26 protein-coding genes are annotated in these 26322 nt (G+C 60.9%); 18 read left to right on the top strand and 8 right to left on the bottom strand.

Annotation, left to right across the window (positions count from 1 at the left end; genetic code table 11):
* Nucleotides 1-4: 4 nt before the first annotated feature.
* The 3 genes from FNU79_RS01360 to FNU79_RS01350 form a co-directional block, all read right to left on the bottom strand.
* Nucleotides 5-700 (bottom strand): arginase, encoded by a 696-nt coding sequence (locus FNU79_RS01360; protein WP_143719118.1) that lies wholly within the window; start codon nt 698-700, stop codon nt 5-7.
* Nucleotides 701-704: 4 nt separating this feature from the next.
* Nucleotides 705-2084, bottom strand: coding sequence for a sensor histidine kinase (locus tag FNU79_RS01355; protein WP_143719117.1), 1380 nt, complete (start codon nt 2082-2084; stop codon nt 705-707).
* 78 nt (nt 2085-2162) lie between these two features.
* Complete coding sequence (locus tag FNU79_RS01350) at nt 2163-2843, bottom strand: response regulator (RefSeq protein WP_143719116.1); 681 nt, start codon at nt 2841-2843, stop codon at nt 2163-2165.
* Nucleotides 2844-3022: 179 nt separating this feature from the next.
* Here FNU79_RS01350 and FNU79_RS01345 point away from each other — a divergent pair, with 179 nt between their 5' ends.
* The 4 genes from FNU79_RS01345 (at nt 3023) to FNU79_RS01330 (ending at nt 7255) form a co-directional block, all read left to right on the top strand.
* On the top strand, nt 3023-4399 hold the full coding sequence (locus FNU79_RS01345; protein WP_143719115.1) for an efflux RND transporter periplasmic adaptor subunit: 1377 nt from the start codon (nt 3023-3025) through the stop codon (nt 4397-4399).
* A complete protein-coding gene (locus FNU79_RS01340; protein WP_143719114.1) occupies nt 4396-5151 on the top strand; it encodes an ABC transporter ATP-binding protein in 756 nt (251 codons plus the stop codon). The genes FNU79_RS01345 and FNU79_RS01340 overlap by 4 nt, the downstream gene beginning before the upstream one ends.
* Nucleotides 5148-6482: an ABC transporter permease gene (locus FNU79_RS01335; RefSeq protein WP_143719113.1), complete on the top strand. Its 1335-nt coding sequence runs from the start codon at nt 5148-5150 to the stop codon at nt 6480-6482. The genes FNU79_RS01340 and FNU79_RS01335 overlap by 4 nt, the downstream gene beginning before the upstream one ends.
* A 164-nt stretch (nt 6483-6646) precedes the next feature.
* The gene (locus FNU79_RS01330) at nt 6647-7255 is read left to right on the top strand and encodes a hypothetical protein (RefSeq protein ID WP_143719112.1); all 609 of its coding nucleotides are present in this window, start codon (nt 6647-6649) and stop codon (nt 7253-7255) included.
* 51 nt (nt 7256-7306) lie between these two features.
* Here FNU79_RS01330 and FNU79_RS01325 read toward each other — a convergent pair whose 3' ends face one another.
* The 3 genes from FNU79_RS01325 to FNU79_RS01315 form a co-directional block, all read right to left on the bottom strand.
* A complete protein-coding gene (locus FNU79_RS01325) occupies nt 7307-8047 on the bottom strand; it encodes a class I SAM-dependent methyltransferase (protein ID WP_143719111.1) in 741 nt (246 codons plus the stop codon).
* Between the two features lie 10 nt (nt 8048-8057).
* Nucleotides 8058-8948 (bottom strand): YfiT family bacillithiol transferase, encoded by an 891-nt coding sequence (locus FNU79_RS19720; protein ID WP_143719110.1) that lies wholly within the window; start codon nt 8946-8948, stop codon nt 8058-8060.
* A 94-nt stretch (nt 8949-9042) separates the two neighbouring features.
* Nucleotides 9043-9534: a DUF4384 domain-containing protein gene (locus FNU79_RS01315; RefSeq protein WP_143719109.1), complete on the bottom strand. Its 492-nt coding sequence runs from the start codon at nt 9532-9534 to the stop codon at nt 9043-9045.
* Between the two features lie 214 nt (nt 9535-9748).
* Here FNU79_RS01315 and ftsH point away from each other — a divergent pair, with 214 nt between their 5' ends.
* The 4 genes from ftsH to FNU79_RS01295 all read left to right on the top strand — a co-directional run bounded on the left by ftsH (nt 9749) and on the right by FNU79_RS01295 (nt 14440).
* Nucleotides 9749-11629, top strand: coding sequence for an ATP-dependent zinc metalloprotease FtsH (gene ftsH, locus FNU79_RS01310; protein WP_143719108.1), 1881 nt, complete (start codon nt 9749-9751; stop codon nt 11627-11629).
* Nucleotides 11630-11782: 153 nt separating this feature from the next.
* On the top strand, nt 11783-12133 hold the full coding sequence (locus FNU79_RS01305; RefSeq protein WP_143719107.1) for a cell division protein FtsB: 351 nt from the start codon (nt 11783-11785) through the stop codon (nt 12131-12133).
* Between the two features lie 176 nt (nt 12134-12309).
* Nucleotides 12310-13473: a GGDEF domain-containing protein gene (locus FNU79_RS01300; RefSeq protein WP_143719106.1), complete on the top strand. Its 1164-nt coding sequence runs from the start codon at nt 12310-12312 to the stop codon at nt 13471-13473.
* A gap of 76 nt (nt 13474-13549) precedes the next feature.
* A complete protein-coding gene (locus FNU79_RS01295) occupies nt 13550-14440 on the top strand; it encodes an aldo/keto reductase (RefSeq protein WP_143719105.1) in 891 nt (296 codons plus the stop codon).
* A 63-nt stretch (nt 14441-14503) separates the two neighbouring features.
* Here the strand turns inward: FNU79_RS01295 and FNU79_RS01290 are convergent, their stop codons facing one another.
* Nucleotides 14504-14869: a DoxX family protein gene (locus FNU79_RS01290; protein WP_143719104.1), complete on the bottom strand. Its 366-nt coding sequence runs from the start codon at nt 14867-14869 to the stop codon at nt 14504-14506.
* Nucleotides 14870-15036: 167 nt separating this feature from the next.
* Between FNU79_RS01290 and FNU79_RS01285 the strand changes: the two genes are divergently transcribed.
* From FNU79_RS01285 to FNU79_RS01250, 8 genes are all read left to right on the top strand, one after another.
* A complete protein-coding gene (locus tag FNU79_RS01285) occupies nt 15037-16005 on the top strand; it encodes an ABC transporter substrate-binding protein (protein WP_143719103.1) in 969 nt (322 codons plus the stop codon).
* A gap of 326 nt (nt 16006-16331) precedes the next feature.
* Entirely contained in the window at nt 16332-17183 is an 852-nt protein-coding gene (locus FNU79_RS01280; protein ID WP_225429803.1) for an RIO1 family regulatory kinase/ATPase domain-containing protein, read from the top strand.
* A 72-nt stretch (nt 17184-17255) separates the two neighbouring features.
* Entirely contained in the window at nt 17256-17879 is a 624-nt protein-coding gene (locus tag FNU79_RS01275; RefSeq protein ID WP_143719102.1) for a hypothetical protein, read from the top strand.
* Nucleotides 17880-17945: 66 nt separating this feature from the next.
* A complete protein-coding gene (locus FNU79_RS01270) occupies nt 17946-18260 on the top strand; it encodes an SH3 domain-containing protein (protein WP_185974572.1) in 315 nt (104 codons plus the stop codon).
* Nucleotides 18257-18895, top strand: a complete 639-nt coding sequence (gene mqnB, locus FNU79_RS01265) for a futalosine hydrolase (protein WP_225429802.1) — start codon at nt 18257-18259, stop codon at nt 18893-18895. Before FNU79_RS01270 ends, mqnB begins: the two co-directional genes overlap by 4 nt.
* A 679-nt stretch (nt 18896-19574) precedes the next feature.
* Nucleotides 19575-19766 carry a helix-turn-helix domain-containing protein gene (locus tag FNU79_RS01260; RefSeq protein WP_143719100.1) on the top strand — a complete coding sequence of 64 codons (192 nt, stop codon included), beginning with the start codon at nt 19575-19577 and terminating at the stop codon, nt 19764-19766.
* Entirely contained in the window at nt 19763-20083 is a 321-nt protein-coding gene (locus FNU79_RS01255; RefSeq protein WP_143719099.1) for a hypothetical protein, read from the top strand. Before FNU79_RS01260 ends, FNU79_RS01255 begins: the two co-directional genes overlap by 4 nt.
* The gene (locus FNU79_RS01250) at nt 20064-22496 is read left to right on the top strand and encodes a DUF3987 domain-containing protein (RefSeq protein ID WP_143719098.1); all 2433 of its coding nucleotides are present in this window, start codon (nt 20064-20066) and stop codon (nt 22494-22496) included. The genes FNU79_RS01255 and FNU79_RS01250 overlap by 20 nt, the downstream gene beginning before the upstream one ends.
* Nucleotides 22497-22729: 233 nt before the next feature.
* Here FNU79_RS01250 and FNU79_RS19020 read toward each other — a convergent pair whose 3' ends face one another.
* Nucleotides 22730-22882, bottom strand: coding sequence for a hypothetical protein (locus tag FNU79_RS19020; protein WP_185974571.1), 153 nt, complete (start codon nt 22880-22882; stop codon nt 22730-22732).
* Nucleotides 22883-22941: 59 nt separating this feature from the next.
* Between FNU79_RS19020 and FNU79_RS01245 the strand changes: the two genes are divergently transcribed.
* Together FNU79_RS01245 and FNU79_RS01240 are read left to right on the top strand one after the other, a co-directional pair.
* A complete protein-coding gene (locus tag FNU79_RS01245; protein ID WP_143719097.1) occupies nt 22942-23163 on the top strand; it encodes a hypothetical protein in 222 nt (73 codons plus the stop codon).
* 139 nt (nt 23164-23302) lie between these two features.
* Nucleotides 23303-26314, top strand: a complete 3012-nt coding sequence (locus FNU79_RS01240) for a class I SAM-dependent DNA methyltransferase (RefSeq protein ID WP_143719096.1) — start codon at nt 23303-23305, stop codon at nt 26312-26314.
* Nucleotides 26315-26322 lie beyond the last annotated feature (8 nt).

Raw genomic sequence — 26322 nt, 5'->3', positions numbered from 1 at the left:
CTGTCTAGAGTTGCGGTAAGGAGTTGGGCCAGTTTCGCACAAATGGTTGGCTGATGGGCTTTGCGTCCAGCGCCTTTGCCAACGCCGAGAACGCCGCGTCATGTGCTGGACTGCTCCAAGACGGTGACTGCACCAGCAGCAGCGCCTCGACTTCATGCTTCGGGGGGAGGGTATCGGCGCGGCTGAGGCTTAGGTGGCTCCGCACCCCCTGACTCAAATGTGGGCGGAGTTCGGCCAGCGTGCGCTCAAGGTCGTGCCCCTCGGCCACCGGCACTTCCCCATGCCACGCCGGGTACTGCACGCGGTAGTGCGAAATCAGGTTTGCCACCAAACCTAGGCCCGCCCAGTTGCCGGGGCGCAGCTTGGCGGGGTCGCCGCTGAGCGAGTACAGATCGTGGTGGCTGTCGATGTTGAGCACTTCACGGCCCGGAAACTGCTCCAGCCACCGCCAAGCGTGGGCGTGACTCCAGCACACCGAGACGGGAAGGCCGGCGTACTGCGCCCAGTCTCGCCAACCGGGATACAGCGGAAAATCGGCCTCCAGCACCTCCCACTCCCGCGCCTGCGCATCGCGTTTGAGAGCGCGGGCCTGCCAAGCCGCCAAGCGGTCATGCTCGCGGTCGGGCGTGCCCCAAATCGGCGCGTCGAACACCAGTGCTCGGCAACCCGAATAAGCGTCCCAGTCTAAGCTCAGCAGCATCGCTTCAGAGTGTAGAGCCTGCGCCGGACGAAGCCAGCGCCTCGCTCCACTCGCTGGGCGCTTCTTCATGCAGCGGCAGCCGGACTTCCACTTCCGCGCCGCCGCTCAGCGCGTTGCGGGCCGTCACCGCGCCGCCATGTGCACCGATGATGGCGGCCACAATCGCCAGCCCCAGTCCGCTGCCGCCCGAATCGCGGGTCCGGCTTTCGTCGGCCCTAAAAAAGCGGGTGAAGACCTGCCGTTCGCTGCCCGCCGGAAAGCCGGGGCCGGAGTCGCGCACGCTCAGCACGGCCTGGGCCGCGTCTGTGCCTCTGGATGTGGCACGCACCGAAACACTGACTTGGCCGCCGGGCGGGGTGTAGCGCAGGGCATTTTCGAGCAAATTGACCAAGACTTGCCCCAAGCGGTCACGGTCGGCTTGGATCGGCAGCTCACCCGCCGAAGTCGTCAGGTGCAGGGCAATGCCCGCCGCCTGCGCTTTGCTGACAAAAGACTGCCCGATACGTGAGGTCAGCGCCGACAAATCCAGCGGCGCGAGTTGCAGCGGCAAGCGGCCCGCCTCGGCCAGCGACAGCGTCCGCAGATCGCTCACCAAGCGGGTCAGCAGGCCAATTTGAGTCGACATCAGGGCCAGTTCCTGCGGGGTGGGTTCCAGCACGCCGTCTTCAAAAGCGTCGAGGCGGGCCTGCACCACGGCCAGCGGGGTACGCAGTTCGTGGGCGATGTCGGCGATCATCTCGCGGCGTTCGCGCTCAAGGAGTTCCAAGCCGCTGGCCATCTGATTGAAGTTGCGGGTCAAATGGATCAGCTCAGCGTTGCCGGGCCACTGCCGGGCGCGGGCCGAGAGGTCTCCGCTGGCCACGAGTTGCGCGGCTCCGGAGACTTCAGCCACCGGACGGGCAATCAAGCGGGCCAGCAGCGCCCCGATCAGAACGGCCACCACGCCCGAAATCCCCACTGCCCAGATGAGGTTGTTCAGCAATTCACGCCGGATTCGCTCGCTCCGGCTGAGGCGCGGGGACACTGAGCCAAGCGCAGAAGCTGGCCCAGCAGCCACAGACGGCACCAGCATGAAATAGGATTGGGTCACGCCCTGCGCGAGTTTGCGCCCCACGTCGCCAGTGTTGGTGGGGCGGTTTTGAATGGGGTTGGTCTGGTTGTTTGGCCCGCCCTGTTCACCCGAGTCAAACTGAGCGCGAAATTCTGCTGGCATGTTGTCGAATTGCCGCTGCACCGAGTAATTAGACACCGCCACCAAGCTCAGCGCCATGATCGCCATCATCAGCAGCATGGCGGCAATGATGCTCACCGACAGGCGCTGCCAGGGCCAAGTGCGGCTGGGCGCGGCTGAATCGGGATTGGCTTGTTGGGCGTTGGGCGTCATGGCGGAGTTGGCCTCATTTGGGGCAAAGTCTTAGGCAGTGGGCGGGCTGGGCAAGAAGTTGAAAACCGGGCCAGCCGCTTACCCTTCGGACAATCTATAGCCGACGCCGCGCACGGTGTGCAGCAGTCCCGCCGCGCCCGCCGCTTCCAGCTTGCGCCTCGCTCCGGCCAGGTGGGCGTCCACCACCCGTTCCAAGGCGTCGGAGTCGGGCAGGGCGGCCTGCAAGAGTTCCTCACGGCTAAACGCCCGGCCCGGCGCGGCGGCCAGATGCGAAAGCAGGCGAAACTCGGTGGGCGTCAGTTGCAGTTCTTTCCCACTGACGCTGGCGGTCACGGCGCGGCGGTCTATCTCCAGCGGCCCCACCCGCAGGGGCGCGTCACCGGATTCCAGCGCGGCGGAAGCGCGGCGCAGCACCGCCCGCACGCGGGCCATCACCTCGCGGGGGCGAAACGGCTTGACCACGTAATCGTCCGCGCCGAGTTCCAGGCCCACGATGTGATCGCTTTCCTCGGCGCGGGCGGTCACCAAAATAACCGGCGTGGCACCGTCTTGGCGAATCGAGCGCAGCACGTCCAGGCCGTTTTTGCCGGGCAGCATGATGTCGAGCAGCACCAGATCCGGCTTGGCGGCGCGGTAGAGGGTCAAAGCGGCGTTGCCGTCGGCGGCCCGTTCGCTGCGGAAGCCTTCTTGCTTGGCGTAGGCTTCCAGCACCTCGGCCAGATGCGGCTCGTCTTCTACGATTAAAATCAGGGCGCTCATGAGCTGATCTTAAATCCAGCGTGTAAAGGTTCGGCGCACAGAGCGGCGCGGCGTCTGCGCCAAACCTTCACAAAGCCTGCGCGGGGTGTTCGTGGGTTCCGGTTTTACTGTCAGGTATGCAGAACCCAGCGTCCCGACCGCCTAGACACGGCCCCGTTCGATCAGGAAGGCTGTAAACGATGTCCACACCCAGCACAGCGGCGTCTCGACCCGCTCCCCAGCGCAAAACACGCCGAGTTTGGCCGTGGATCGTGGCGGCCCTGCTGATCGGCGGCGGTGGAGCTTACTGGTATCAGCGCACCAAAACGGCACAGACCCCAGTAGTCACCGTTCAGACGGCCACCGCCGCCGAGGGTGAGGTCAAGGTGTCGGTCAGCGGGCCGGGCACTTTACAGGCGGCCACCAGCAGCAGTGTTTCGGCCACGACGGGCGGCACCTTGACGCTGGTGCCCACGGTCGGCCAGAGCGTCACCAAAGGCCAACTGATCGCCAAACTCAGCAGCTTGACCGCCGACACCGGCCTGCAAAACGCCCAACTCGCGCTGCAAAAAGCCCAGGCGCAGCTCGCTTCGCTGCGGGCGTCGCAGGCCAGCAGCCGCGCCGGAGACGCGCAGAGCGTCGTCAGCGCCCAGCAGAACCTGACCACCGCCCAGAGCACCCTCGCCGCTGCCCAGCAGACCTACGCCAATCAGCAAACCATCTACGCGGTGGGCGGCATCAGCGCTCAGGATCTGGAAACGGCCCGCCTCGGCGTGCAAAGTGCCCAGAGCGCCCTCAACACGGCCCAGCAAGCTCTAAGCTCAGCCCGCGCTCAGCAGAGTGCCAAAGCCCTCAGCGCCCAGCAGGATCTCAGCAGCAGCCAACTGGCGGTGCAGCAAGCTCAGGTCAGCTTGCAAGACGCCCAAACCACCCAGGCGGGCATCAAGTTGTATGCCCCGATGTCCGGCACAGTGGCGACGGTGCCGGTCAGCAGCGGCCAGAGCGTCACCGGCAGCAGCGTGGGCGGCACGGTGATCGCCACCTTGATCGACGCTTCGCAGATCGACCTCCCGGTACAGATCGACGAAACCGAGATCGGGGCCATCAAAGCGGGCCAACAAGCAGACGTGACTTTGGACGCCCTCGACGGCCAGACCTTTAGCGGCAAAGTGATTCGGATCAGCCCGCAGGCCACCACCGATTCCGGCATCGCTTACTTCACGGTAACGGTGCAGCTTCCCAATCCTGAAGGCACCCTGCGCCCCGGCATGACCGCCGAAGCCGAGATCATCCAGAGCCAAGCTCAGGGCCTGACGGTTCCCAAAAAAGCGGTGGAAGCGGTCAGAACGCGCAGCTATGTTCAGCTTCAGGCCGCAGACGGCACGGCGGAGCGCACCCGCGTCCGCACCGGAGCCGATGACGGCACCAACATCATCGTGACTGAGGGACTGAAGGCCGGCGACGTGGTGGTGTTGCCGGCTGACACGGTGCCCAGCACCTCTGGCGGCGCAGGCGCGGCGCGGACGGGCACCCCCACCCGCGTTCCGGGCGTCGGGGGCTTCGGCGGTGGACGGTGAGCGTTCCCGTTTCAGACCTCCCCGTTTTGGATCTCAGCGCCGTTCGCAAAACCTACCAGACCGGCGAAGTGGTGTTCGAGGCGCTCCGGGGCGTGGACTTGGTGGTCAACGTGGGCGAAATGGTGGCGCTGATGGGGCCGTCGGGCAGCGGCAAGACCACCTTGATGCAGATTATCGGCCTCCTCGACCGCGCTTCCGAGGGCCGCTACTTGCTGGGCGGACGCGACGTGACGGCGCTGAGTGAAAATGAGCGGGCCGAGGCCAGAAACGAAGAGATCGGCTTCGTGTTTCAGGCGTTTCACCTGCTGCCGCGCCTGAACCTCCTCGAAAATGTCGAAGTCCCGCTGACCTACGCCGGATACCCCGCCGCCGAGCGCCGCGAAATCGCCATGAACGTGCTGCGGCGGGTCGGGCTGGAGAGCAAAGCCAAGAACTTGCCCTCGCAGATCAGCGGCGGGCAAAAGCAGCGGGTGGCGGTGGCGCGGGCGCTGAGCCTCTCACCCCGCTTGCTGCTGGCCGACGAGCCGACCGGCAACTTGGATTCGCACACCTCCGAGGAAGTCATGAACCTGTTCGGCGAACTGCACGCCGAGGGCAAGACGGTGGTGATCGTGACCCACGAAAATGACATCGCGGAGTACACCGAGCGGGTGGTGCGGCTGCGCGACGGAGTGATCGAGCGAGACGAGCGCCAGACCCCCACGCGCGGCCAACGGGCGGCCCCGCTTACCGTCCAAGCGGCAATGCTATGACCACCCAACCCCTCAAGGACACTGCGCCGCAACCGCCCAGCCAGACCCCAATCAGCCAAACCCCAGCTGGCCAGCACCGCCCCCGCACAGGCGGCGGCATGGGCCTGGGCGGCGCAGTGACAGTGGCTTGGCGGGCGATTTTGGGTTCGCCGCTGCGCAGTATGCTCACGGCGCTGGGCGTCATCATCGGCGTAGCCGCCGTGATCGCGCTGACCGCCATCGGATCGGGCAGCACGGCGGGCGTCACCAAAAACCTAGAAGCGCTGGGCACCAACCTCCTGACGGTGGGCAGCGCACGCGGCAACTTCGGCGGCGGCTCACTGGTGCGCGGCGGCCCGCGCCAGACCATTACCCTCAAAGACGCCGAGGCGATTGCGGCCCTGGACTCGGCCAAGATCGCGGGGGTGGCTCCCAGCACCCAGAGCAGCGTGCAGGCCAAAGCCGGAAGCCTCAATACCCAGGCCACCGTCATCGGCACCTGGCCCGCCTACGAAACGGTCAGAAACAGCCCGCTGGCCACCGGCAGTTACTTCACCGACGAGGACGTGAAAGGCCGCAAACGGGTGGCGGTCATCGGTTATCAGCTGGTGCAGGACTTGTTCAGCGGCGCTGATCCGCTCAATCAAAAAGTTCGGCTGGGCAACGTGACGTTTACGGTCATCGGCACGCTGCCCGACAAGGGAGCCAGCGGCTTCGGCAACCCCAACGGGCAAGTCATCGTGCCGCTGTCCACCTTCCAGCAGCGCTTTAGCACCACCCGCAGTGGCGGCCAGCCCACCGTCAGCAACGTGTATGTGCAGGCCACCACCGCCGCCGATTTGACTCCGCTGCAAAGCGAAATTACCACTCTCTTGGAAACCCGCCACAAAATCACCGACTCGGCCAACGACGACTTTCAGATTCAGAATCAGGCCGACTCGCTGGCGAGCCTGAACAGCATCACCACCACCCTGACGCTGCTGGTGGGCGCAATCGCCGGAATCAGTTTGCTGGTCGGCGGCATCGGCATCATGAACATCATGCTGGTGTCGGTCACCGAGCGCACCCGCGAAATCGGCGTCCGCAAAGCGCTGGGCGCAAAACCCCGCGACATCCTGACTCAGTTTTTGGTCGAAGCCTTCGTGCTCTCGGTGGGCGGCGGCGTGATCGGGCTGGTGCTGGGCGTGGGCGCAGCTTATTTGGGCACACTGGCGGGCATCACTCCGGTGTTCTCGCCCGTCACGATTGGCATTGCCTTTTTGTTCAGCGCTCTGGTGGGCATTTTCTTCGGCTACTACCCAGCGGCGCAGGCGGCCAAACTCGATCCGGTGGACAGTTTGCGTTATGAGTAGAATCGGCACAGTTCAAATTGAAGATGAAGTTAGAAGATGTGTCAATTTTAATGAGAAGTCTTCTCAAAGATAAGTGAGCTCTCTCTTCGCCATTTCTGCACGGCACCGCTGTAAACATAACCTATCCAAGTGTTCAAATTGGATTTAAAAGAAGGAGTAGATTCATGATGCCTAAAAATATCCTCAAAATCCTGACCATTTCCGCTTCCTTGCTGCTCGGCGCAGCGTCTGCCCAGCAAGGCCAACCCGCTCAGCGGCAGGGCGGCCAGCAGCGCCAAATCGATCCTGCCCAGCGTGCCCGCTTTCAGGCCATGCGCCCAGTCTTCGATCTCGCCAGCCGCGTATCGCTGATGGCTGAACTCGAAAAAAATAAGGCGCAGGCGGTGACCAAGGCGCAGGCCAAACAGCTGGTGCCGCTGCTGCAAAAGCTGCAAACCTCGGCCAGTATCAGCGGCGCGGACGCGACAAAGATGCTCAGCCGAATTGAAGACAAAATTCTGACCGACAAGCAGGTCACGGCGCTGGATGACCTCGACCTCAAACGCCAAGAAGACCGCCGCGCTGCGCGGGCCAAACAGGGCAGCGCCCAGCAAGGCGGCGGCATCCGGATTCCGGGCCTGCCGGGCGGCGGCTTTGGCGGGCAAAATCGGCAGGGTCAGGCGGGGCAAGCAGGCACAGGCGGCGCACCCGCAGGCGGCTCCTTCAACCCCTTCAAGCAGGGCCGCGAGGCCGCCGCACTCAAGGCTTACATTGCCTTGCTGCAAAAGAAATAGAGCCGCTAGGCGGAAAGAGGGTGAACTCGGGCGGTTCGCTCTTTTTCGCGTTTACCCCTTACGCCGCGTCAAAAACACCATCGTTTCGCTGCCCAGTTCCAGCGGCCCACCTTGAAAACCGCCTTGTACGCGGGGCGACTCGAAGCCCGCGCAGCGCAGCAGCCATTCCACTTCGTAGCGGGTGTAGTAGCGCTGCTCCAAACTGAAGAACCGGCGGCGCAGCGCTCCGTTCTCGCTCACCGTATCCACGTAGTAATCGGTGGTCACGCGCTGCTTGACTTCGTCGAGACGCTGCACCAAAAACACGTCGGTGCGCTCCTTGCCGACATAAAACGTCTCGCCCTCATGCCGCATAGTGGCGGGCTGGCCGTAGCGCGGCACGCTCAAATCAAACACCAGTTGGCCGCCGGGGATCAGGTGGGCACGCAGGTTTTCCAGCGCCTGCAACTGCTCGTTGGGGGTGTAGAGATGCATCAGGGCGTTGAAGGGGGCGATGATCAGGTCGAAGCGGGTTTCTAATTGGAAGGTTTTGGCGTCACCTTGCACCAGATGCAGCACCAGGTTTTCGCGCTCCGCCCGCGCTCTGGCCCGCTCCAACATGCGGGCGCTCGGCTCCAAGCCGGTCACGTCTGCGCCGCGCCGCGCCAAGTAGGTGGTCACGCGCCCGGTGCCCGCTCCAACTTCCAGCAGTTTGCCGCCGACGCGTTCGGCCAGCGCACCGTAAAAATGCAGATCGTCGCGGTAAAGGTCGTACTGGTGGTCGTAGAGATCGGCGAAGTCGTCGTAGTTCACGGCCCCCAACTTAGCGCAACGGCCAGCCCTGCGCTTGCCGCAGCCGCAAGAGGTGGGCGGTGTGGTGCTGGCCGTGCCATTGGTAGCGCAGCGCCGCTTGGGCCACGCTCAGCACCTCTCCACTCACCGGATGCACGAACTCACGCGCCCACTGCGCTTCGTCTAAACTCTCCAGCACGGCCACCCAGCGCTGATGCAGGCTGTCGAGCAGCACCAAACTGACTTCTACAGGCAGGGCCGAATCCGCAAAGCCCGCCCACTGGCTTTCCTGATAGGGCTTGATGGTGGGCCGCTCCTCGGTCAGCGCCCATTTGAGGCGGGCGTAGGCGTTCAGGTGGCTGTCGGCAACGTGGTGAACGACCTGGCGCAGTGTCCAGCCGCCTTCACGGTAGGGGGTGTCCAGTTGGGCGTCACTCAGGTTGGCCGCCGCTGAGCGCAACTCGGCAGGCAAAGCGCGGATGGCTTCCACCGCCTCGGCGCGTGCTTGCAAAGACACCTCACCCGGCACCGGCATCGGGCCAACCGGGTAACGCGGATCGGTCAAGAAGGTGCGGGGCGATGCCGCTTCTTTCTTCGTCCAGCGCTGAGCGTCGCGCGTTTCGACTTTCTGCATCATCCGCTCAAAGCCGCGCTCCAAGCTCAGGCCGCGCGAGTTGGTCATACACAGCATCACGAACAGGGCGTCGGCCAATTCCAACTCCAAATCGCCCACGTCTTCACCGGCTTTGGGTGTTTTTCCATTTTCGTGCGAGAGGACGCGGGCCACCTCGCCCACTTCCTCGCTGAGACGGGCCAGCAGCAGCAGCGGCGGAAAGTAGCCTTCCTTAAACTGCGAAACGTAAGCGTCTACCCGCGCACTGGCGGCGGCGAAGCTGAGCGCGGTGTCTGGGGGCGTGGTCATCTCAGCAGCTTAGCGCCTCGGCGCAGCAAAAATCGGCGCGGTAAAAATGCGCCCAGCTCGTCACCGAGGGGCGCACTTCTTGGTCTGCTGGCTATCAGCGAATGTAGAAAAAAGTTTCCTGCACGTCGCGGTCATTCAGGGCGTAGGGCCGCAGGTAAGAGCTGGTCACGGTGTTCCAAGTGTCGCCGCTGTACTGGCCTTGCAGCACCACGTCCACGGTGGGTAACACGCGGGTAAAGATGGCCCGCACCCGCTGGAGGCCGTAAGGCTCGCGCACGTCGTAGGTCACGCGGTCTTCGGCACGGGGGAAGGTGGTCGTGCCCGCGCCCACTGCCGCGCCGCGCACCAAGACATTGCCGCGCCCGTTGGGATCGAGCGAAATCAGGGTGACGTAGCCGGCCGTGCGGGTGGTGAAGTTAAAGCTGACTTGACTGCCGATCGGGTAGGTGCTGCCCTCGCCGCGTGCGGGCGTAAAACTGGAGATGAGATTGCTGCGCGAGCCGCTGAGGCCCGCGTTGGACTGAACCGTCACTGAACAGGCGCTCAGGCCAAGCGCCAAAGAGCCGAGCAAAAAGGCATTTCGCATACATTGAGCATACTGCATCGAGCCTGACTTGAACCTGAAGCCGGCTCAGTTCTTTCCCATTGTTTTGTTCACGTTGGGTGTTGGAGAGTGAAAACCGGACAGTGGAAAGAAGGGAGCGCAAGGTGGCAAAAGCGCTCTGCCCACTTTTGACAGTCTGCTCGGCAATTGTCATTCTCAATCAGTAAGCTCAGGCCGGTGCGCCGTACCATACGGCATGACCCTGCGCCGCCCGACTGACCGGCAAACCACTTCTTACAAACGCTCTTTCTCAGCGTGGCAGCGGCGCGTCACGGGCTGGCTGGCTCCACTCCTGATCAGCTCGCTGCTACTCGGCGCAGCGGGAGCGCAGCAGTCGCCCGGACAGCCAGCCGCCGTTCGCAACGACCAGAACTACACCGCTTCCAATTTCCTCGCCGATGTCCGCGCCGGCAGGGTCAGCAGGGTGATCATTGACGGTGACGGCAACGTCCGGGCCACCGTGCAGGGCGAGGGCCGCACGCTCGACGTGGTGGTGCCGCCCACCGGGCAGACCCTCAGCGCGTTGCGGGCCGCCAAAGTGGAAACCCAAGTCGTCGGCGGCGGCTCACCCTTCGGCTGGATCACTCAACTGCTGCCGCTGATTTTGATCGGCTTGGTGCTGCTGGTGATCTGGCGCGGCGCACGTGGCAATCAGGGCGGCGGCGCGAGTCAGTTCGGCAAATCTAAAGCCAACCTGTTTCAAGAAGGCCAGGTTAAAGTCAACTTCGGTGACGTGGCGGGCTGCGACGAAGCCAAAGCCGACCTCACCGAAGTGGTCGATTTCCTCAAGCACCCCGAGAAGTACCATGCTCTGGGCGCACGCATCCCGCACGGCGTTTTGCTGGTCGGCCCTCCCGGCAGCGGCAAAACGCTTTTGGCAAGGGCAGTGGCCGGAGAAGCCAAAGTCCCTTACTTCTCGATCAGCGGTTCGGACTTCGTGGAGATGTTTGTCGGCGTCGGTGCGGCCCGCGTCCGTGATTTGTTCGAGCAGGCCCGAAAAGCTTCGCCTTGCATCGTCTTCATCGACGAAATCGACGCGGTGGGCCGCAAACGCGGCTCCGGAATGCAGGGCGGCAACGACGAGCGCGAACAGACCCTCAACCAACTGCTGGTCGAGATGGACGGTTTCGGCACCGGCCACGACGTGATCATTCTGGCGGCCACCAACCGCCCCGACGTGCTGGACGCCGCGCTGCTGCGGCCTGGACGCTTTGACCGTCAGGTGGTCGTCGACGCGCCGGATGTCCGGGGCCGCGAAACCATCCTCAAGATTCACGCCCGCAAAAAGCCGCTGGATTTGAGCGTGGATTTGGCTGCCATCGCCAAGCAGACACCCGGTATGGTCGGGGCCGACCTGGAGAACTTGCTCAACGAAGCGGCGCTGGGCGCAGCCAGAGAACAGCGCAGCCGGATTACCAACAAAGACATTGACGAAGCCCGTGACCGGGTACTGATGGGGCCGGAGCGGCGCAGCATGGTCATCGGTGAAAAAGACCGAAAGGTGACGGCTTACCACGAAGTCGGGCACGCGCTGGCCGCGCAACTGCTGCCGCACGCCGACCGCGTTCACAAACTGACCGTCGTGCCGCGTGGACGGGCGGCAGGCTACATGATGCCGCTGCGTGAAGACCGGGTGCATTACGTGCGGGCCGCGCTCGAAGACATGATCGCCGTGGCGCTGGCGGGCCGCGCCGCCGAAGAAATCGTCTTCGGGGAAGTCACCACCGGAGCGCAAAACGACTTCCAGCAGGCCACCAACATCGCCCGCCGGATGATGACCGAGTGGGGCATGAGCGACAAGCTCGGTAAAGTGGCGCTCAGCAGTGAGGCCAGCATGTACCTCGGCGGCACGGCGATGGGCAACTACGGGCCGCGCACCGCCCGCCTGATCGACGAAGAAGTCTCGTCGCTGATCGAGTCTCAGTACCAGCGTGTCCTGGAGCTGATGAGGACCCACCTCGACCGCACCCACAGCATCGTCACCGCCCTGATCGAACACGAAACCCTGTCGGGCGAAGAATTTGCCTCGGTGCTGGCAGGCGGCACGCTGAGCAGCGTGTCATTGGGCAAGGCCTAAAGTAGGCAGAGCAGCACGGCTGAAAACAAGCAAACGGCGGCCTGAGCAAGTGGGCCGCCGTTTTGTGTGAGCTTGCCGGTCAGCCGCTCACCTTCGGATAGCGGACGGCTGAGCCAACTCGGGAACGCAGCGCTTGCGCTAGACTAATCAGCAATGAAACTCCGTTTGCCGCGCTGGGAGGAAGTGCGCCGCCTGCCCCTGACCATGATGATCGCCAGTTTGCTCGCGGCACTGGGCATCGTCCAAATGACATTTTTGCTGGGCCAGAGTGGCTACCGTTACCTGACCTGGACGCAGCAAACTGCGCTGGCCCGCAGCCAACAAACGCAACTCGAACAAGACGTCACTGTCCTTCAAGACGCCAAAGCCAAAGCCAGTGACCCGGATTATATGGACGCGCTGGCCCGCTGCATCGGTTACGTGGGCAAAACTGAACAGGTGGTGGTGGCGCAAAGCGCCGAGGAGAGCTTGTCGGGCAACTGCGATCCGGTGCGCTTGCCTTAGATTTCAGCTTATCGTCTAAGCCTATACAGCCATTTGAAGTCCATGAGTAATGTGAGTAATCTAACAAGCAAGAAAGCTGTGCGACTCTCGGCGCTACTTTGATGGCCGTTTCCAGCCGAGCGAAGTGAAACTGGAGCTGATCCTGGATCTCTCTTCGGCCCACTCTTGGAGCGCCCTTGAAGCAGCCTGTCCTCAACAATCTAGAACCCTCTGTTCTTCAAGAACACCAAGACAAGCATCTCAAGATTTTTGAGGCGACGCTGTTTTTTTCTATTCCTTTGGGGTTCTTTATTTTATGGGGGTCGCTGACAGGGGTCTTGCCGGTTTGGTGGCCGCTTTATGTGCCGCTGCTGCTGGTCTTAATCGGCGGAGCCATTTTTGGGCGTTCGCGCACGCTTTCGACACGCTACGAGTTTTTAATGCTCACGCTCCTGTGCGCCAACGGCATCGCACTCAATGTGCTGCGTCTGTTTGGTACTGACGGTCTAGGCGCGTTTTCAGAAAACAGCTTGTATATTGTTGCTGCTGGCATTTTTTTGTTTCAACGTACCCGTTGGGTCGTTCTCACCACCGTGCTCTACTCAGGCCTTCACCTCTCCATCAGCGCTTCACTGATAGGCCGCGATCCTTCGCCGGAACGCTGGATTTCCTTGGCGCTGATGACCGCGACAGTGGGCGTCTTTTTCCTGCTGTACTTGTACCGGAAGTGGTGGGAAGAAGCCCACGAATCGCGCCGCGTGTACCAGCGCCTTGCCTACACCGACGACCTGACCACTTTGCCCAACCGCCGGGCGCTGATCAACTTGTGGCAGACCTATAAGCCGCTTGAGAGCGCCGCCGTGATGATGGTGGATATTGACCACTTCAAGCAGGTCAACGACCGTTTTGGACACGCCGAGGGCGACCGCTTGCTTTGGTCGGTGGGCCAACTGATTTACCGCCAGCTCGGCATTTCCCCGCGCTCGTCCGCGCCGCAACCTGCGGTGGGGCGCTGGGGCGGCGAGGAATTTTTGGTGCTGCTGCCTGCCAGTACCCCGACGCTGGCTTATCTGTTCGCCGAATCTATTCGCGAAAGTGTGCAGTACACCGACGACGCCACGCCGCTGACCGTCAGCTTGGGGGTGGCGCTGCGCGAACAAGGCGAGTCGCTGGCGCAAACGGCGGCCCGCGCCGACACTGCGCTGTATCAGGCCAAACAGACGGGCCGCAACCGCGTGGTGCTGTACGACGAGCTGGATACTCCCCTTTCGCCCGTACTTCAACTTCACGGCAGCTTTTTACCCGACTCCGAAGCCTCAGACCAAGCGGCGCGGATTCTCGAAGAGTGTCCCCCGCGCTAAGCGCCGTTTTGAGCAGACCTTCATCCTGAGAGCGCTGCCGCATTGCTCAGGCGCTAGGAGCGCTAGAACCCTGGGCATGACTCAAACCCATTCACTCAGCGCACAGGCCAGCGGCCAGTTCAAGATCGGCGGCGACCTCAGCGTCAACCGCCTCGGCTACGGAGCCATGCGGATTACCGGCAAAGGCATTTGGGGCGAGCCGGATGACCGTGAGGAAGCCCTCAAGGTTCTCAAACGCCTTCCCGAACTCGGCATTGACTTTATTGACACCGCCGACAGCTACGGCCCTTATATTTCCGAAGATTTGATCGCCGAAGCGCTTTTCCCTTACGGCGACACGGTGATCGCCACCAAAGGCGGCCTGACCCGTCACGGCCCCGATGTCTGGCCGCCGCTGGGCCGCCCCGAGTACCTGCGTCAGTGCGTGCTGATGAGCCTGCGCCGCCTCAAAATCGAGCAGATTCCGCTGTGGCAACTCCACCGCATCGACAAAAAAGTGCCGCGTGACGAGCAGTTCGGCGTGATGAAGCAGATGCAAGACGAAGGCCTGATTCGCCACCTGGGCTTGTCGGAAGTCAGCGTGGAAGAGATCAAAGCCGCCCAGCAGGTCTTTGAAGTGACCACCGTTCAAAACCTCTACAACCTGGTGACCCGCCAAAGCGAAGAAGTGCTGGACTACTGCGAGGCGCAGAACATCGGCTTTATTCCCTGGTTCCCGCTGGCGTCGGGCAGCCTTGCCAAAGAAGGCAGCTTGCTCAGCAGCGTGGCCGAGAAGCACCAGGTCAGCGCCAGCGGGATCGCTCTGGCATGGATTTTGCAGCGCAGCCCGGTGATGTTGCCGATTCCCGGCACCAGCAAAGTCAAGCACCTCGAAGAAAATGTGGCGGCGGCAGGCCTGATCCTCAGCGACGAGGACTTTAAGGCGCTCGATCAGCAGGGCAAGGCAGAAGCCAGCAAGCAGAAGTAAGTTCAGATTTGAAAAAACCGCGTCCCAGTGATGGACGCGGTTTTTATTTCTCTGCTGCCGCTGTTACTTTCCCCGGTCAGCCACCACCAGCAGCAGACCGCCCATCATGGCCACGTTTTTGGCAAAATGCAGCATCTGACCCTGGCGCTCGGCTCCCTCCAGTTGCCAAAACGGGTGGCCGACAACAGTAGTGGGCACCATACTGGAGAGCAGCGCCAGCGCCGAGGTACGCGGCATGATGCCCAGCGCCATCAGCACGCCCGACGCGGCCATGATGCCGCCGTTGATTTGGGTCAGCAGCTCCGGCTGCGGGAGTCCGGCCCGCTCGACCAGTTTGGCGCGTTGCTGGGGGTGTTGCAGCGCCGAGAGGCCGCCCTGAACGAAAATAGAAGCCAGCGCGGCGCGGCCCACGAAGTTGAGGATACTCATGCTGGCATCCTGCCAGAAAAAGCAGGTGGGTTGCCACTTCCTTTTCTTTAGACCTGCCTTTTGAGCTGGCTCAAGAACCGCTCACATTGCCCCTACTGTAAGCTCCCATCAGATTGCCTCAGCCGCGTAACACTTGCACAAGCGCCCCCAGCTCTAAACTGCTGAGTATGTCACGCTTTCTTTTCACCGCTGTTCTCAGTTTGGGCCTGCTCGGTGCGACCCAGGCCCAAACGCCACCACTGCCCACCATTCATATCGGGCTGGGGTATATCCCCAATGTGCAGTTCACGCCGTTTTACGTCGCCAAGCGGCTGGACTACTTCAAGGCCGAGGGGCTGAACGTGGAGTATCAGCACGGTTACGTTTCCGAACTTATTCCGCTGCTGCTGCAAGGCAAACTCGACTTCGTGGTGGGCGATCCTGAAGACGCGATTTTGGCGCGTTCGGCGGGACAGCCGGTCAAATACATCATGGCGATGTACCAAAAAGTTCCGGCGACGGTGTTCAGTTTGGCCAGCAAAAATATCCGCACGCCCGCCGACTTGAAGGGTAAAGTCATCGGCATTCCCGGCACCTTCGGCAGCACTTACTTTGCTCTGGGCGCACTGCTCGACTCGGCGGGCCTCAAAGAAAGCGACGTGAAACTGGCTTCCATCGGCTTTACCCAGCTTGAAGCGGTGCGCGGCGGCAAGGTAGACGCGGCGGTGGGCTTTGTCAACAACGAAGTCGTGAACCTGAAAGCGGCGGGCGTGCCAGTCAACACCCTCGACGTGACGGCGGCTTACCCGATGGTGGGCGTAGGCATCATCACCACCGACAAAAACGCCCAGACGGCGCTGGCCAAAAAAGTGGTGCGGGCCTCGCAGCGGGCCATGCGCCTGACCATCAACGATCCGGCCCAAGCCTTCAAGATTGGGCTCAAGGACTTCGGCAGCGGCGGCGGCACGCTCAGCGTCTTGCAGGCCAGTTTGCCGCTGATGCAGAGCAGCGCCACCAAAGTCAGCGGTCTGGGCTACAGCGACCCCGCCGCGTGGACAAAGGCGGTGGCGTACTTGCAAAAGCAGGGCAAAGTGCCGAGCAGCGCAAAAGCCAGCGACTTTTTCAGCAACGCGGCGATTAGCAAAACGCTGAAGTAGAGCTTGTCGGTTGCCACTGGCTTGTTGGGTCAAGGAGAGTGCTAAGCACATTGGCCTACCCGCCGCGCTGCGCCCTTCCTCATGGCCGCCTCACCTGCTAAGCTGAGCCATCACCTGAAAGGAGGTGCAGCAACATGACTGACAACTACTTTGTTTTAACCGAGCTTGTTTTGATTGAAGACGCGCAACGAGGCTTTCTCCCCGTCGCCCCATTTTCTGATTCACGGAGTATGCATGCTGCACCAAGTTTCAGCGGTTCCCCCCTATACGACCCGAACAGTTAGTTTTCAAGGCCTCAGTTGAAGGGCCAGCTTTTAGACCGCCATGTGAGCGGCGACGACGCGGAGCAAGAGCAAAAGCTCAGCCGCAAGCGCCGTAAACCGCAGGGCAGGCGCAAGCTCTCGGCCATGAGCGCTGACGCCGACGCCAAAGACCCGGTACTGACCCAGCTTGAAGAATTGGGCCTGATTACCGAGGTGCTGGCCGAAATCAAAAGCGGCAAAGAAGCCACCGTTTACCTCGCTGAAAATGACGACGGCCTCTTGGCGCTCAAGATTTACCGCGACGTGGCCGCCCGCAGCTTCAAAAACACTGGCGATTACGGCGTAGGACTCGCCAGCACCAGTGACGCGGTGAGCAAGGCGATCGCCAAGCGCGGCTCCAAAGGCCCAGCCGCCCAGCAAGACTTGTGGGTGGCCAGCGAGTACATGGTGCTGTGGCAGCTCTGGCAAGCCGGACTGAACGTTCCTGAACCGCTGATCGGTCCCGAGGCATTTGATTATGTCCAGACCAGTCCCGCCGTGCTGATGCGCTTTATCGGCGACGAAGACCGGCCCGCGCCGAGGCTCAGCGATATTCGCCTGACGCCTGAAGAAGCTCAAGTTGCTTGGCAGCAAGCGCTGGAAGGCATGGCGCGGCTGCTTAAACTCGGCCTCGTCCACGGGGATTACAGCACTTACAACCTCCTGTGGTGGGAGGGGAGCGTGATGATGATTGATTTTCCACAGGTCAGTGACCAGACCAACCCTCACTTTCAGTCGCTCTTAAAGCGCGACGCCGAAAGTTTGGCGCAGAGCTTTAAGCGCCTCGGGATTCGTGAGGACGCCGAAAGCACCCTGCGCGAAGTGCAGCGCCTCGCCCGCACTCTGCCCGACAAGCCGCGTTTGACTTTGCCGTGAAGATATTGATTCAGTCGCCCTCCAAGCTGGGGGCGACTTTTTCGTGGCGGTATTCAAAAAGGAGCGAGGGACATGGAAGAAAAGGGCAGAGAAGAATTCGAAGGGAGGCTTGAGAACCTTGAGCAAGCCGTAGATGACGATTTAGTTGAGGCCAGGCTGGAAACGGCGCGACGTTCAGAAGGCGACCTTGAACTTGAGTTTTCCCTCATTGGCGAAGACGAACGGGGGCAAGCTGTTCACGAGCGCTGGCAAGTCATCGCCGCAGGTGTTGCTGAGCACTGCTTGGCTTTTGAACCCACACTTTCGCGCTTTACGTTGCATCATCCGCGACTAAGAAGCTGGCAAGAAGACTGGGCACGCTTGATGTTTGCCGCTGCCCCCACAGAAGAAAAGCAGTTTGAGCAAGATTTACGCGGCGTCCATGATGTTCTGGAATATGGCCTCTTTGAAAATGTTTATCTGCCACCGGATTTGTCATTCGGCGTAGGTGAACTGGCCCATGGCCCGCTGAGCTTGCTTGAGCAGTATGCCGCCGTCCTTGAGCTTTATGGGATGCGTCCCAGCTTGCTTTGGAAGGGACGGCGCAGTCCACACCAGCCGCCGCCCACGGCAATGCTGTGTCTAGATTGGTCGACAGGTTGGTTTGCCGAAAATTTCGTGATTGCCCGAACCTTCCACGCCCAGCGCCTCTCCTGACCAGCACCTTCACCCTTCGTTAAAGCGCTGTGGGCAAACGCTGCGAGCGCCTTCACAATGAACACCATGAAGCACACCCTCACCGCCTTGCTTGGAGCACTGGCCCTGACACTGCCCGCCGCTGCCCAAGACGCGCATTTCGTTTTTCGGGCGCAGGCCACCACCCGCCACAACACCAACTTGCGGGCGCAGCCGTCCCTGAAAGCCAAAGTCCTCCTGGTGGTTCCGAGGGGGCAGCAAGTCAAGGTCGGCGACTGCACCGATTGGTGCCAGGTGACCTACCAGGACAGCCAGCAAACCCATACCGGCTACCTGTACGCCGCCCTGCTGAAGCGAAAAGTCTTGCCGATCATCACGCCGCAGTCCAGCGCTAAGCCTTGAAACGCGCCCTGATCGTGGTCGCCACTGCCGGAGAAGCTGAGCGGCTGTATACCCTCAACGTCAGCGGCGTGGAAATACAAATCGTGATGAGCGGCGTGGGCGCGGTGGCGGCGGCGCTGGCGACTCAGGCGGCCCTGAGCGCTTCCAGTTATGACCTCGCCATCAGCGCGGGCATTGGCGGGGCTTTTGAGGGCAGCGGCTTGGCAGTGGGCAGCGTGGCGCTGGCTTCCGAAATCGTGCAGGCAGACTTGGGCGCTTGGGATGGAGACGCGTTTTTGCCGCTTGCAGAGTTGGGCCTAGAAGTGACGGCGGGCAACACAGGCCGCTTTGCTTGCTGGCCCGCGAGCTTGAGCTTGGGTTTACCCTGCGGCCCCTTTGTCACCGTGAACAGCGTGACCGGCAGCGTGGCGGGCGCGGCAGAGCTGCTGAGGCGTGTGCCGGGGGCGCTGGTGGAAGGTATGGAAGGCGCGGGAGTGGCGCACGCCGCCTTACTGGCAGGCGTTCCGGTGGCTGAGGTGCGCGGTATCAGCAACTTTGTGGGGCCGCGTGACCGAGCGGCGTGGCGCATCGGTGAAGCGCTCACGGGGCTAGATACGGGGCTACGGCGGGTGCTGGAGCGCTTGGCCGAGTCATGATGAGTTTGGTCTCACCCGAACGGCAGTCATGAATGAAGCCAGAGAGCACCACCCCAAACAAACGGAAAAACCCCGCCCGAAGACGAGGTTTTTGTGTGGTGTGCCTGAAGGGATTCGAACCCCTGGCCTTCTGATCCGTAGTTGCCACAACTTCAGCACACCCCATTTTATGCTCTCCCAGACTCTCCCTCTGGGTGGGCATTTTTCGACCTAGAGTCTGTCTTGAGTGCCGACTCATCCCGCTTCCTGCTGTGCTGGTAGTGACACTGTAGTGACGCAGGCTGGTTAGGCATCCTGCCAGTACTCTAACTCTGCTTGTTTTGGCAGTTCGTTACTTCTATTGAATTTACGTCGATATTTAGACGCAGGATCATTGAAATGAAGTCACACAGTTACGTTAATACGTTATGACGTCACTACTTCACAAGCTATTGTTCAATCTAATAAGGCGCTGTAACTCTTAGTTACAGCGCCTTATTAGACGAAAAATGGTGTACTATCTCATCACGAACCGAGACGAGGTGAAGCAGTATGTAACCTGAAAACAAAAATAAAAATAAAAACGACGAAACGTGTGCAGGCCTCTCGACCAAGAAAACACCCACACACGTTCACGAGATAAGAACTCCCTAAGCGGGGCGTTCATAGCTTTTTACGACCCCATAAGGAGGGCCGCACCATGACTGTAATCCAAGAACCACCTACACGTCTCACCAGAAAGCCAGAAGAGGCCGCACCGATGCTGGGCGTGGGCCGCAATGGGGTCTATGACTTGATCCGCTCCGGCGCACTCCGCAGCATTCGCATAGGCCGGAAAATTGTCATTCCCTTATCTGCCATCGAGGATTTTTTGAACGGCGGGCAGAAATGAAGCGGCCCACCGAGCGGACGGTGGGCGACACGAACAGTTTAACCCATTTGCCCGACGTGCTGGGCCTACTTCATGCAGACGGTACGCCCCTCACCCATAAAAGCTGCTTGTACTGGGCTGATCGGTTAACCGCCCAGAATGCCAAGACAGCTCAAGAACGGGAAAATTTTATGTGCAATTTTGAAGGCGATCTGCAAGAGGCTGGGCAGCTTAAAGAACTGGCCTGCGAGTTGCAACAGGGCTACGCTGCACAGGCCGCATGGCGGGCGCTGGCTAATGTGTTTGAGGCGGTGAAGTGTGGACACCCTTCCCTCTGAAGCGACCGCCCTTCTTGCTCAGCTTGACGGGCGGAGCACCTTCCAGACCTTCGATGATCGGCCCGTTAAAAATCGGCGGCTGTCTCGCATCTTGCACGACCCGGCAGAGCTGCAAGCCTTAAACCGGCAAGGCGCGGGCGTGTTCGTGATGGTCAATGAAGGGGACGGCGAAGGCCGCGCTATTGCTAACGTAACCCGTATTCGAACATATTGCGCGGACTTTGACGGCCAGCCTCTGCCTGAACGCTGGCCGCTTGCGCCGTCCATGCTCAATGAAAGCAGCCTCGGCAAGTTTCACGCCTATTGGATTCTTGAAGATGCTGAAAGCGTTCCACTGGATAACAATGCCTTCAATGTCCAGCAAGAGGCCATAGCGCGGGCGGTGGGAAGCTGTCCGGATGACTGCAAGGGCTTAAACCGCGTCATGCGATTGCCTGGCTTCCTGCACCAAAAAGGTGAGTCGTTTACTTCGCGCATCGTGTCTTGTACAGGTGAGCGCTTCACCCTAGCCCAGATTCAAGCGGCATTCCCCTTACCGGCCAAGCTGCCGATCCCCCTGGCACAGCAGCCCACCCACTCACCACTCACCGGCAAACCCAGTACTCAGCGCGAAGCCCAGCAAAAATACGCGCTCATCACCTTGCATGGTCTGGCCGATGAGCTGGCACAGCAGCAAGAACCGGGTCGAAACAACCGTCTGAACGCGGTGGGCTTTCGAGCTGGGCGGCTGATCGGCGGCGGACATCTGGCACGGGGGGAAGTCGAACGCGAATTGCTGAATGCGGCAACACTGACCGGGCTTCTGGAAAGTGAAGTCAGCCCCACGCTCCACAGCGCCCTGACAGCGGGAATGGCTGACCCTGAAATGCTCGAAGACGTGGGCCAAATGGCCGGGAAGGTGAAGGATCTTCACAACAGCCCCTCTGGGCTGGAGTGGAAACCGCGTCAGCTCTTGCCACCCAAGTTGCCGCCTGTGCCTACCATGCCGCCCGATATGGTTCCCGAAGCGCTACGCGGCTGGCTGGTCAATGCCGCTGAGCTGGCCTGCATTCCCCTGGAACTGTTCGCGGTGCTAGCAGTGGCGTCAATCTCTGGACTGGTGGGACGATCAATCAAGATCAAACCGGAGCGGCTTCAAGGCTGGGCGGTGGTGCCGAATCTCTGGGCCGCTATTGTGGGCCGCCCAGGGGCCATGAAGTCCATGATCCTTGATACCGCCTTAGAGTTTTTGCAACGTCTAGAGCGTCAGGCCGCCGAAGCACATGAGGCGCAACTCTTGGAGGTGGAAATAGAACGCGAGGCGCTTCTCGCTGAGGCGGCCAGGCTGAAGAAGCAAGCGGCTAAGTCTGGTGGTTTTGATCGTGAAGCGCTACGCGACCTCAAGGAACGAGAGAAGGAAAATGTAGCCGTCGCCAAGCGCTACGTCACGCAGAACGTCACCTACGAGAAGCTGGGCGAATTGATTCAAGAGAATAAACGTGGCCTGACATTCACGCGAGATGAGTTGGGAAGCTGGATTAACGACCTCACCCGCGAGGAACGCGCTGAGGCGCTGGGCTTTTTCCTCACGGCTTGGAACGGTGAGGGGATGTACTCCTTCGAGCGGATTGGGCGCGGCACAGTGCGGGCCGATAATCCCTGTATTTCGGTGATCGGCGGCATTCAGCCGGGGCCACTGACTTCCTTCATGGTACGCAGCCGTGCAGGGTCAGCCGGTGATAGTGGGCTGTTGCAACGCTTCCAACTTATCGTCTGGCCGGATTCGATGGGCGAGTGGATACGTCAGAACCGGCGGGCTTCCAGCGAGGATAAGGCGCGGGCCTTCAGCGTATTTGAAGCACTGGATAGCTTGTACCTCCCTGGCGAGGATGAGCCGCCCAGCTTGCCATTCAGCGATGAAGCTCAGCCTATGTGGGAGGAGTGGCGAGACGCCCTGGAAAACCGTTTACGCGGTGGTGAAGTGGAACATGCGCCCGCCTTTGAATCCCACGTCAGCAAGTACCGCTCCCTAGCCCCTTCGCTGGCCCTGGTCTTCCATGTAGTCGAACTGGCCGCGCCGGACATGGACGCCAATCAGTTGCCACCCGTGTCGGTTGAAGCGCTGGAACTGGCCTTGAACTGGGTTGAGTTTTTGGAGCTACACGCTCGGAAGGTCTATGCCCTTGAACTGGGTACGTCTAACGCTCCTGCCTATATGCTGGCCGAGAAGATCAAAGCGAAGGCAGTTAAGGACGGCGACCGGCTTCGTGACCTTCGCCGGAAAGATTGGGCGGGTTTGACGGATGGGCTGCTTGACCGGGCCATAGAGCAACTGGCGGCACTGGGCTGGGTACAGGTGGAGGAAATAGAGACTGGCGGGCGGTCTTCTGAGGTATTGCGCCTGCATCCTGATCTGATTGGCGGTGACGCATGACCGTGTTCAAGATGCGCTCCTACAAAAAAACGCCAGAACACCCCCTCCCCCTTACCGCCAAAGCCGACAAAAGCTATCATCTCCCTCCTTCTGGCAGTTCTGGCAGTGAGGGGGAGGGGGTGTTCGCTCGAAAACAGAGTGGTGAAGCCGCCCACCTCCCTCCTTCGCTGGACATACAAACGACTGAGACTGGAGCTGGGTTGGGCAACCTCAGCCGCCCAGCTTGGCAAAAGCTAGCCCAGCAGCTCGGACACTGCGGCAGTTGTACCCGCTGGGAGGCCCACCCAGCCCCCGCCGATCACATGGGAATGTGCAGCGCTGGCCGCCGCGCTCATGGCGAGTTGCACGGTGAACCTCTGGCCCCGGTAGAGATTCAGGCAGGCCATACCTGCCAGGTCTACGGCGCTCAGGGCTACAGGAAGCGAAGTGGCGCAGCGGCGCATTCATGAGCGGCCCAGAGCGCTACCGCTGGCTGACGCGGGGTAAAGCCTACAAATACAGCGCGGCAGTGGGTAAAGGGCTGGACGAACGGCGCAGCCAGACTTGCCGGGTGCTGATCCTGCCCAAACCTGGCCGCAGACCCGCTAACGCCCTGGTGAGATTTGAAGACGGGACGCGGCATATCGTTTCAACTTGGTCGCTGCGGCCCGTGAAGGGGCAGCCATAAGAGTGCCAGTGAAACTGTTACCGCCTTCGCCTCGGCTTGCAATGCGCCACCCAGAGAGTTAGGTTAGGCCGCGCTAGTCATGACGGATAGCAGTGCGCCGCTGCCAAACCGCATGGAAGGGCCGTCATAATGACCCCACATGGCCCTTTCTCCCTCAGCATTCGTCAGCAAATACCAGAAGGTCACGGTCAACGAAAAGGCCGCCGTACAGACGCATTTCAATGAGCTATGCGAACTGCTGCAAGTGCCTAAGCCGCTCGATTACGACCCCACCGGCAGCGAGTACCGTTTTGAGAAGCACGTGGTCAAGACCACCGGCAAGAAGGGTTACGCCGACGTGTGGTGGGCTGGGCATTTTGGCTGGGAGTACAAGGGGCCGGAAGCCAATGGCGATCTCAAGAAGGCCTACACCCAGCTTCTGACCTACCGGGAAGACTTGCAGAATCCGCCGCTGCTGGTGGTGTCGGACATGAAGACGATTCAGGTTCACACCAACTTCACCGGCACCCAGAAAGAAATTACTGTCTACACCCTTGAAGACCTGCTTGATGAGGGCAAGCGGCAAGCGCTGGCACGGATCTGGACCGATCCGCAGACATTCAACCCGACCAAACGTATTGAAATTGCCACTGAGGCCGCAGTGGCCGACCTGGCAAAAGTCAGCGAAGTGCTACGTAGGGACGAAGCGGACACAGAGGCCATTGCGGATTTTCTGGTACGGGTCATGTTCACGCTGTTTGCCGAGGATATGGAGCTAATTCCCTCCGGCACTTTTACCCGGCTGCTGACCGAAGCCCTCAAGCACGATGAAGACTTTAAACCGATGTGCGAAGAGCTGTTTGAGGCTATGAAGGTGGGCAAGAGGACGCTGGCCGGGCGCATCCCCTACATCAACGGCGGCGTCTTCGAGAACACCAGTGCGCCAGATCTGAAAGGTAGCGAAATCAGGATTCTTCGTGATGCAGCGCGGCGTGACTGGCGGCAGATTGACCCAACCATATTCGGTACTCTGTTTGAGCTGGTGCTTGACCCGGAGAAGCGCTGGCAGCGCGGCGCACACTACACGCCGCTCAGCGACATTCTTGACGTGGTGGAACCAGTCATCATGCGCCCACTACGCGCTGAGTGGGACGCGCTGCGCTTGGAATTAGTGCCACTGGTTCAAGAGGTGGAGGAAGCCCGCCGGAAGGGCGGCGGCCTGTTTGCTGAGGGCGGCCTGGGACAAACTCAGATTGATGAGGCGGCAGGCCGTCTGAGAGTATTTCAAGCGCGGCTGGCCAGCGTGACTGTGCTGGACGCGGCGATGGGATCGGGCAACTTCCTGTACGTGACGCTGCGGCTGCTGCTTGATCTGGAGCTAGAAGTACGGGCCACTATCCGCACTCTGACCGAGCAGGAGGCTGAGGCGGTGCCGCCGCTGGTATCGCCCCGGCAACTGCTGGGCATGGAAATCAACAAGTACGCCCACGAAATCGCCGGAATGGTGTTGTGGATCGGCTACCTTCAATGGCTGCGCGAACACGGCGAGAAGCGCCGGGAATCGCCCGTGCTGGACAGACTGCCGGGGCTGGTCTGCCAGGATGCCGTGATGGATGGTGACAGGGTGCGCGAGTGGCCTGCTGCCGAGTTCATCGTGGGGAATCCGCCGTTTCTGGGCAACTCTCCGATGCGCGAACAGCTTGGCAGCGATAATGTGGACGCCCTTCGCAAAGCCTACGGGGAGCGCATTCCGGGCTTCTCAGACTTCGTGTGTTACTGGTTCGAGAAGGCCCGCGAGCAGGTGGCTGCCGGGAAAACCAAGCGGGTGGGGCTGATCGCCACCAACAGCATTCGCGGCGGCAAAAACCGTGTGGTGATGGAGCGCATTCAGCGAGACGCCAACATTTTCAGAGCTTGGCCGGATCGGGCCTGGACGCAGGACGGCGCAGCGGTGCGGGTCAGTGTGGTGATGTTTGATGATGGCAGCGACCCAGAGAGGGTGCTGCTGCACCACGAGGGCGACGAGCGCAACGTCAAGACTCGCACCGAGGCCGTGCGAGTGGTGGCCAGCATCAATCCCGATTTAAGTATCGGGGCCAGCTTGGAGCAGGCCCCGAAACTCAAGGAGAATGCCGGGCGGGCATTCATAGGTGTGCTGCCTACTGGAACCTTTGACCTTCCTGGTGAGAAGGCCCGCTCTTGGCTAACGCTGCCCAATACTTCGGGCGTAAGTAACGCTGACGTAATTAAGCGCTTCATAGTGGGCGAAGACATCACCGAAGGCAGTAAGGATCGCTACACGATTGACTTTACCGGCCTCACCGAAAAGCAAGCTACCGAATATGAAGAGCCATTTGAATACGTCAAAACTTACGTAAAACCGAAGAGGGATCAGAACAATAGAAAGGCTTATCGTGAGCGCTGGTGGCTCTATGCTGAAGTACGTCCTGGGATGCTTAGTAAACTCTCAGGCCTATCTAGATTTATAGCAACTTCCCGTGTTTCTAAGTTCCGTACATTTGTTTATCTGCCATCCGATGTAGTGCCAGATAATGCACTGGTAGTGATCGCCGCTGACGATGATTTCACTTTCGGCGTGTTGAACAGTCATTTACATAGCTCATGGGCGTTTCGACTTGGCACCTTCATGGGCAAGGGGAACGATACCCGCTACACCCCGTCCACCACCTTTGAAACCTTCCCCTTCCCTAAACCGAATGCCGCCCAGCGTGAGGCTATCGAGAAGGCCGCCCGGCAACTTGAGAATGTCCGCGCCATGCTGCTGACCAAAGAAGACCCTTACCGTAAGGCCAACGCAGAGACGAGCAGCGCCAAGAAGCTGCTGACGCTGACCGGCGCTTATAACCTGCTCACCACCTACCGCACGAGCGGCTCAGAGGTCATCGTGGGAGTCAAGGCACTGGCCCGCGCTCATGACGCTCTGGATAAAGAGGTGGCGGCGGCCTATGGCTGGGCCTGGCCATTGACCGACGACGAGCTGCTAGAGAAGCTGCTGGCACTCAATCTGGAATGTGCCGCGCTGGAAGCTGAGGCCGCCGTTACGCTGGCCGAAGTGGAAACGCAGTGTAAGGCCAACGAGAAGACAGCGAAAGCAGCCGCAAAGCAAGCAGCGGGAAAGAAGGTGGATAGCTCAGCCGTCTCTCAAGCCTAGCTTTAGAT

It is taken from the genome of Deinococcus detaillensis (assembly GCF_007280555.1).
Lineage (GTDB): Bacteria > Deinococcota > Deinococci > Deinococcales > Deinococcaceae > Deinococcus > Deinococcus detaillensis.
The sequence above is the reverse complement of the archived record's forward strand: the minus strand, read 5'-3'. Positions and strand labels throughout refer to the sequence as shown.

Coding starts and splice junctions, on each gene's coding strand:
- FNU79_RS01360 (WP_143719118.1), bottom strand. CDS start 700: ATGCTGCTGAGCTTAGACTGGGACGCTTATTCGGGTTGCCGAGCACTG.
- FNU79_RS01355 (WP_143719117.1), bottom strand. CDS start 2,084: ATGACGCCCAACGCCCAACAAGCCAATCCCGATTCAGCCGCGCCCAGC.
- FNU79_RS01350 (WP_143719116.1), bottom strand. CDS start 2,843: ATGAGCGCCCTGATTTTAATCGTAGAAGACGAGCCGCATCTGGCCGAG.
- FNU79_RS01345 (WP_143719115.1), top strand. CDS start 3,023: ATGTCCACACCCAGCACAGCGGCGTCTCGACCCGCTCCCCAGCGCAAA.
- FNU79_RS01335 (WP_143719113.1), top strand. CDS start 5,148: ATGACCACCCAACCCCTCAAGGACACTGCGCCGCAACCGCCCAGCCAG.
- FNU79_RS01330 (WP_143719112.1), top strand. CDS start 6,647: ATGATGCCTAAAAATATCCTCAAAATCCTGACCATTTCCGCTTCCTTG.
- FNU79_RS19720 (WP_143719110.1), bottom strand. CDS start 8,948: ATGACCACGCCCCCAGACACCGCGCTCAGCTTCGCCGCCGCCAGTGCG.
- FNU79_RS01315 (WP_143719109.1), bottom strand. CDS start 9,534: ATGCGAAATGCCTTTTTGCTCGGCTCTTTGGCGCTTGGCCTGAGCGCC.
- ftsH (WP_143719108.1), top strand. CDS start 9,749: ATGACCCTGCGCCGCCCGACTGACCGGCAAACCACTTCTTACAAACGC.
- FNU79_RS01305 (WP_143719107.1), top strand. CDS start 11,783: ATGAAACTCCGTTTGCCGCGCTGGGAGGAAGTGCGCCGCCTGCCCCTG.
- FNU79_RS01295 (WP_143719105.1), top strand. CDS start 13,550: ATGACTCAAACCCATTCACTCAGCGCACAGGCCAGCGGCCAGTTCAAG.
- FNU79_RS01290 (WP_143719104.1), bottom strand. CDS start 14,869: ATGAGTATCCTCAACTTCGTGGGCCGCGCCGCGCTGGCTTCTATTTTC.
- FNU79_RS01285 (WP_143719103.1), top strand. CDS start 15,037: ATGTCACGCTTTCTTTTCACCGCTGTTCTCAGTTTGGGCCTGCTCGGT.
- FNU79_RS01275 (WP_143719102.1), top strand. CDS start 17,256: ATGGAAGAAAAGGGCAGAGAAGAATTCGAAGGGAGGCTTGAGAACCTT.
- FNU79_RS01270 (WP_185974572.1), top strand. CDS start 17,946: ATGAAGCACACCCTCACCGCCTTGCTTGGAGCACTGGCCCTGACACTG.
- FNU79_RS01260 (WP_143719100.1), top strand. CDS start 19,575: ATGACTGTAATCCAAGAACCACCTACACGTCTCACCAGAAAGCCAGAA.
- FNU79_RS01255 (WP_143719099.1), top strand. CDS start 19,763: ATGAAGCGGCCCACCGAGCGGACGGTGGGCGACACGAACAGTTTAACC.
- FNU79_RS19020 (WP_185974571.1), bottom strand. CDS start 22,882: ATGGCCTGCCTGAATCTCTACCGGGGCCAGAGGTTCACCGTGCAACTC.
- FNU79_RS01245 (WP_143719097.1), top strand. CDS start 22,942: ATGAGCGGCCCAGAGCGCTACCGCTGGCTGACGCGGGGTAAAGCCTAC.
- FNU79_RS01240 (WP_143719096.1), top strand. CDS start 23,303: ATGGCCCTTTCTCCCTCAGCATTCGTCAGCAAATACCAGAAGGTCACG.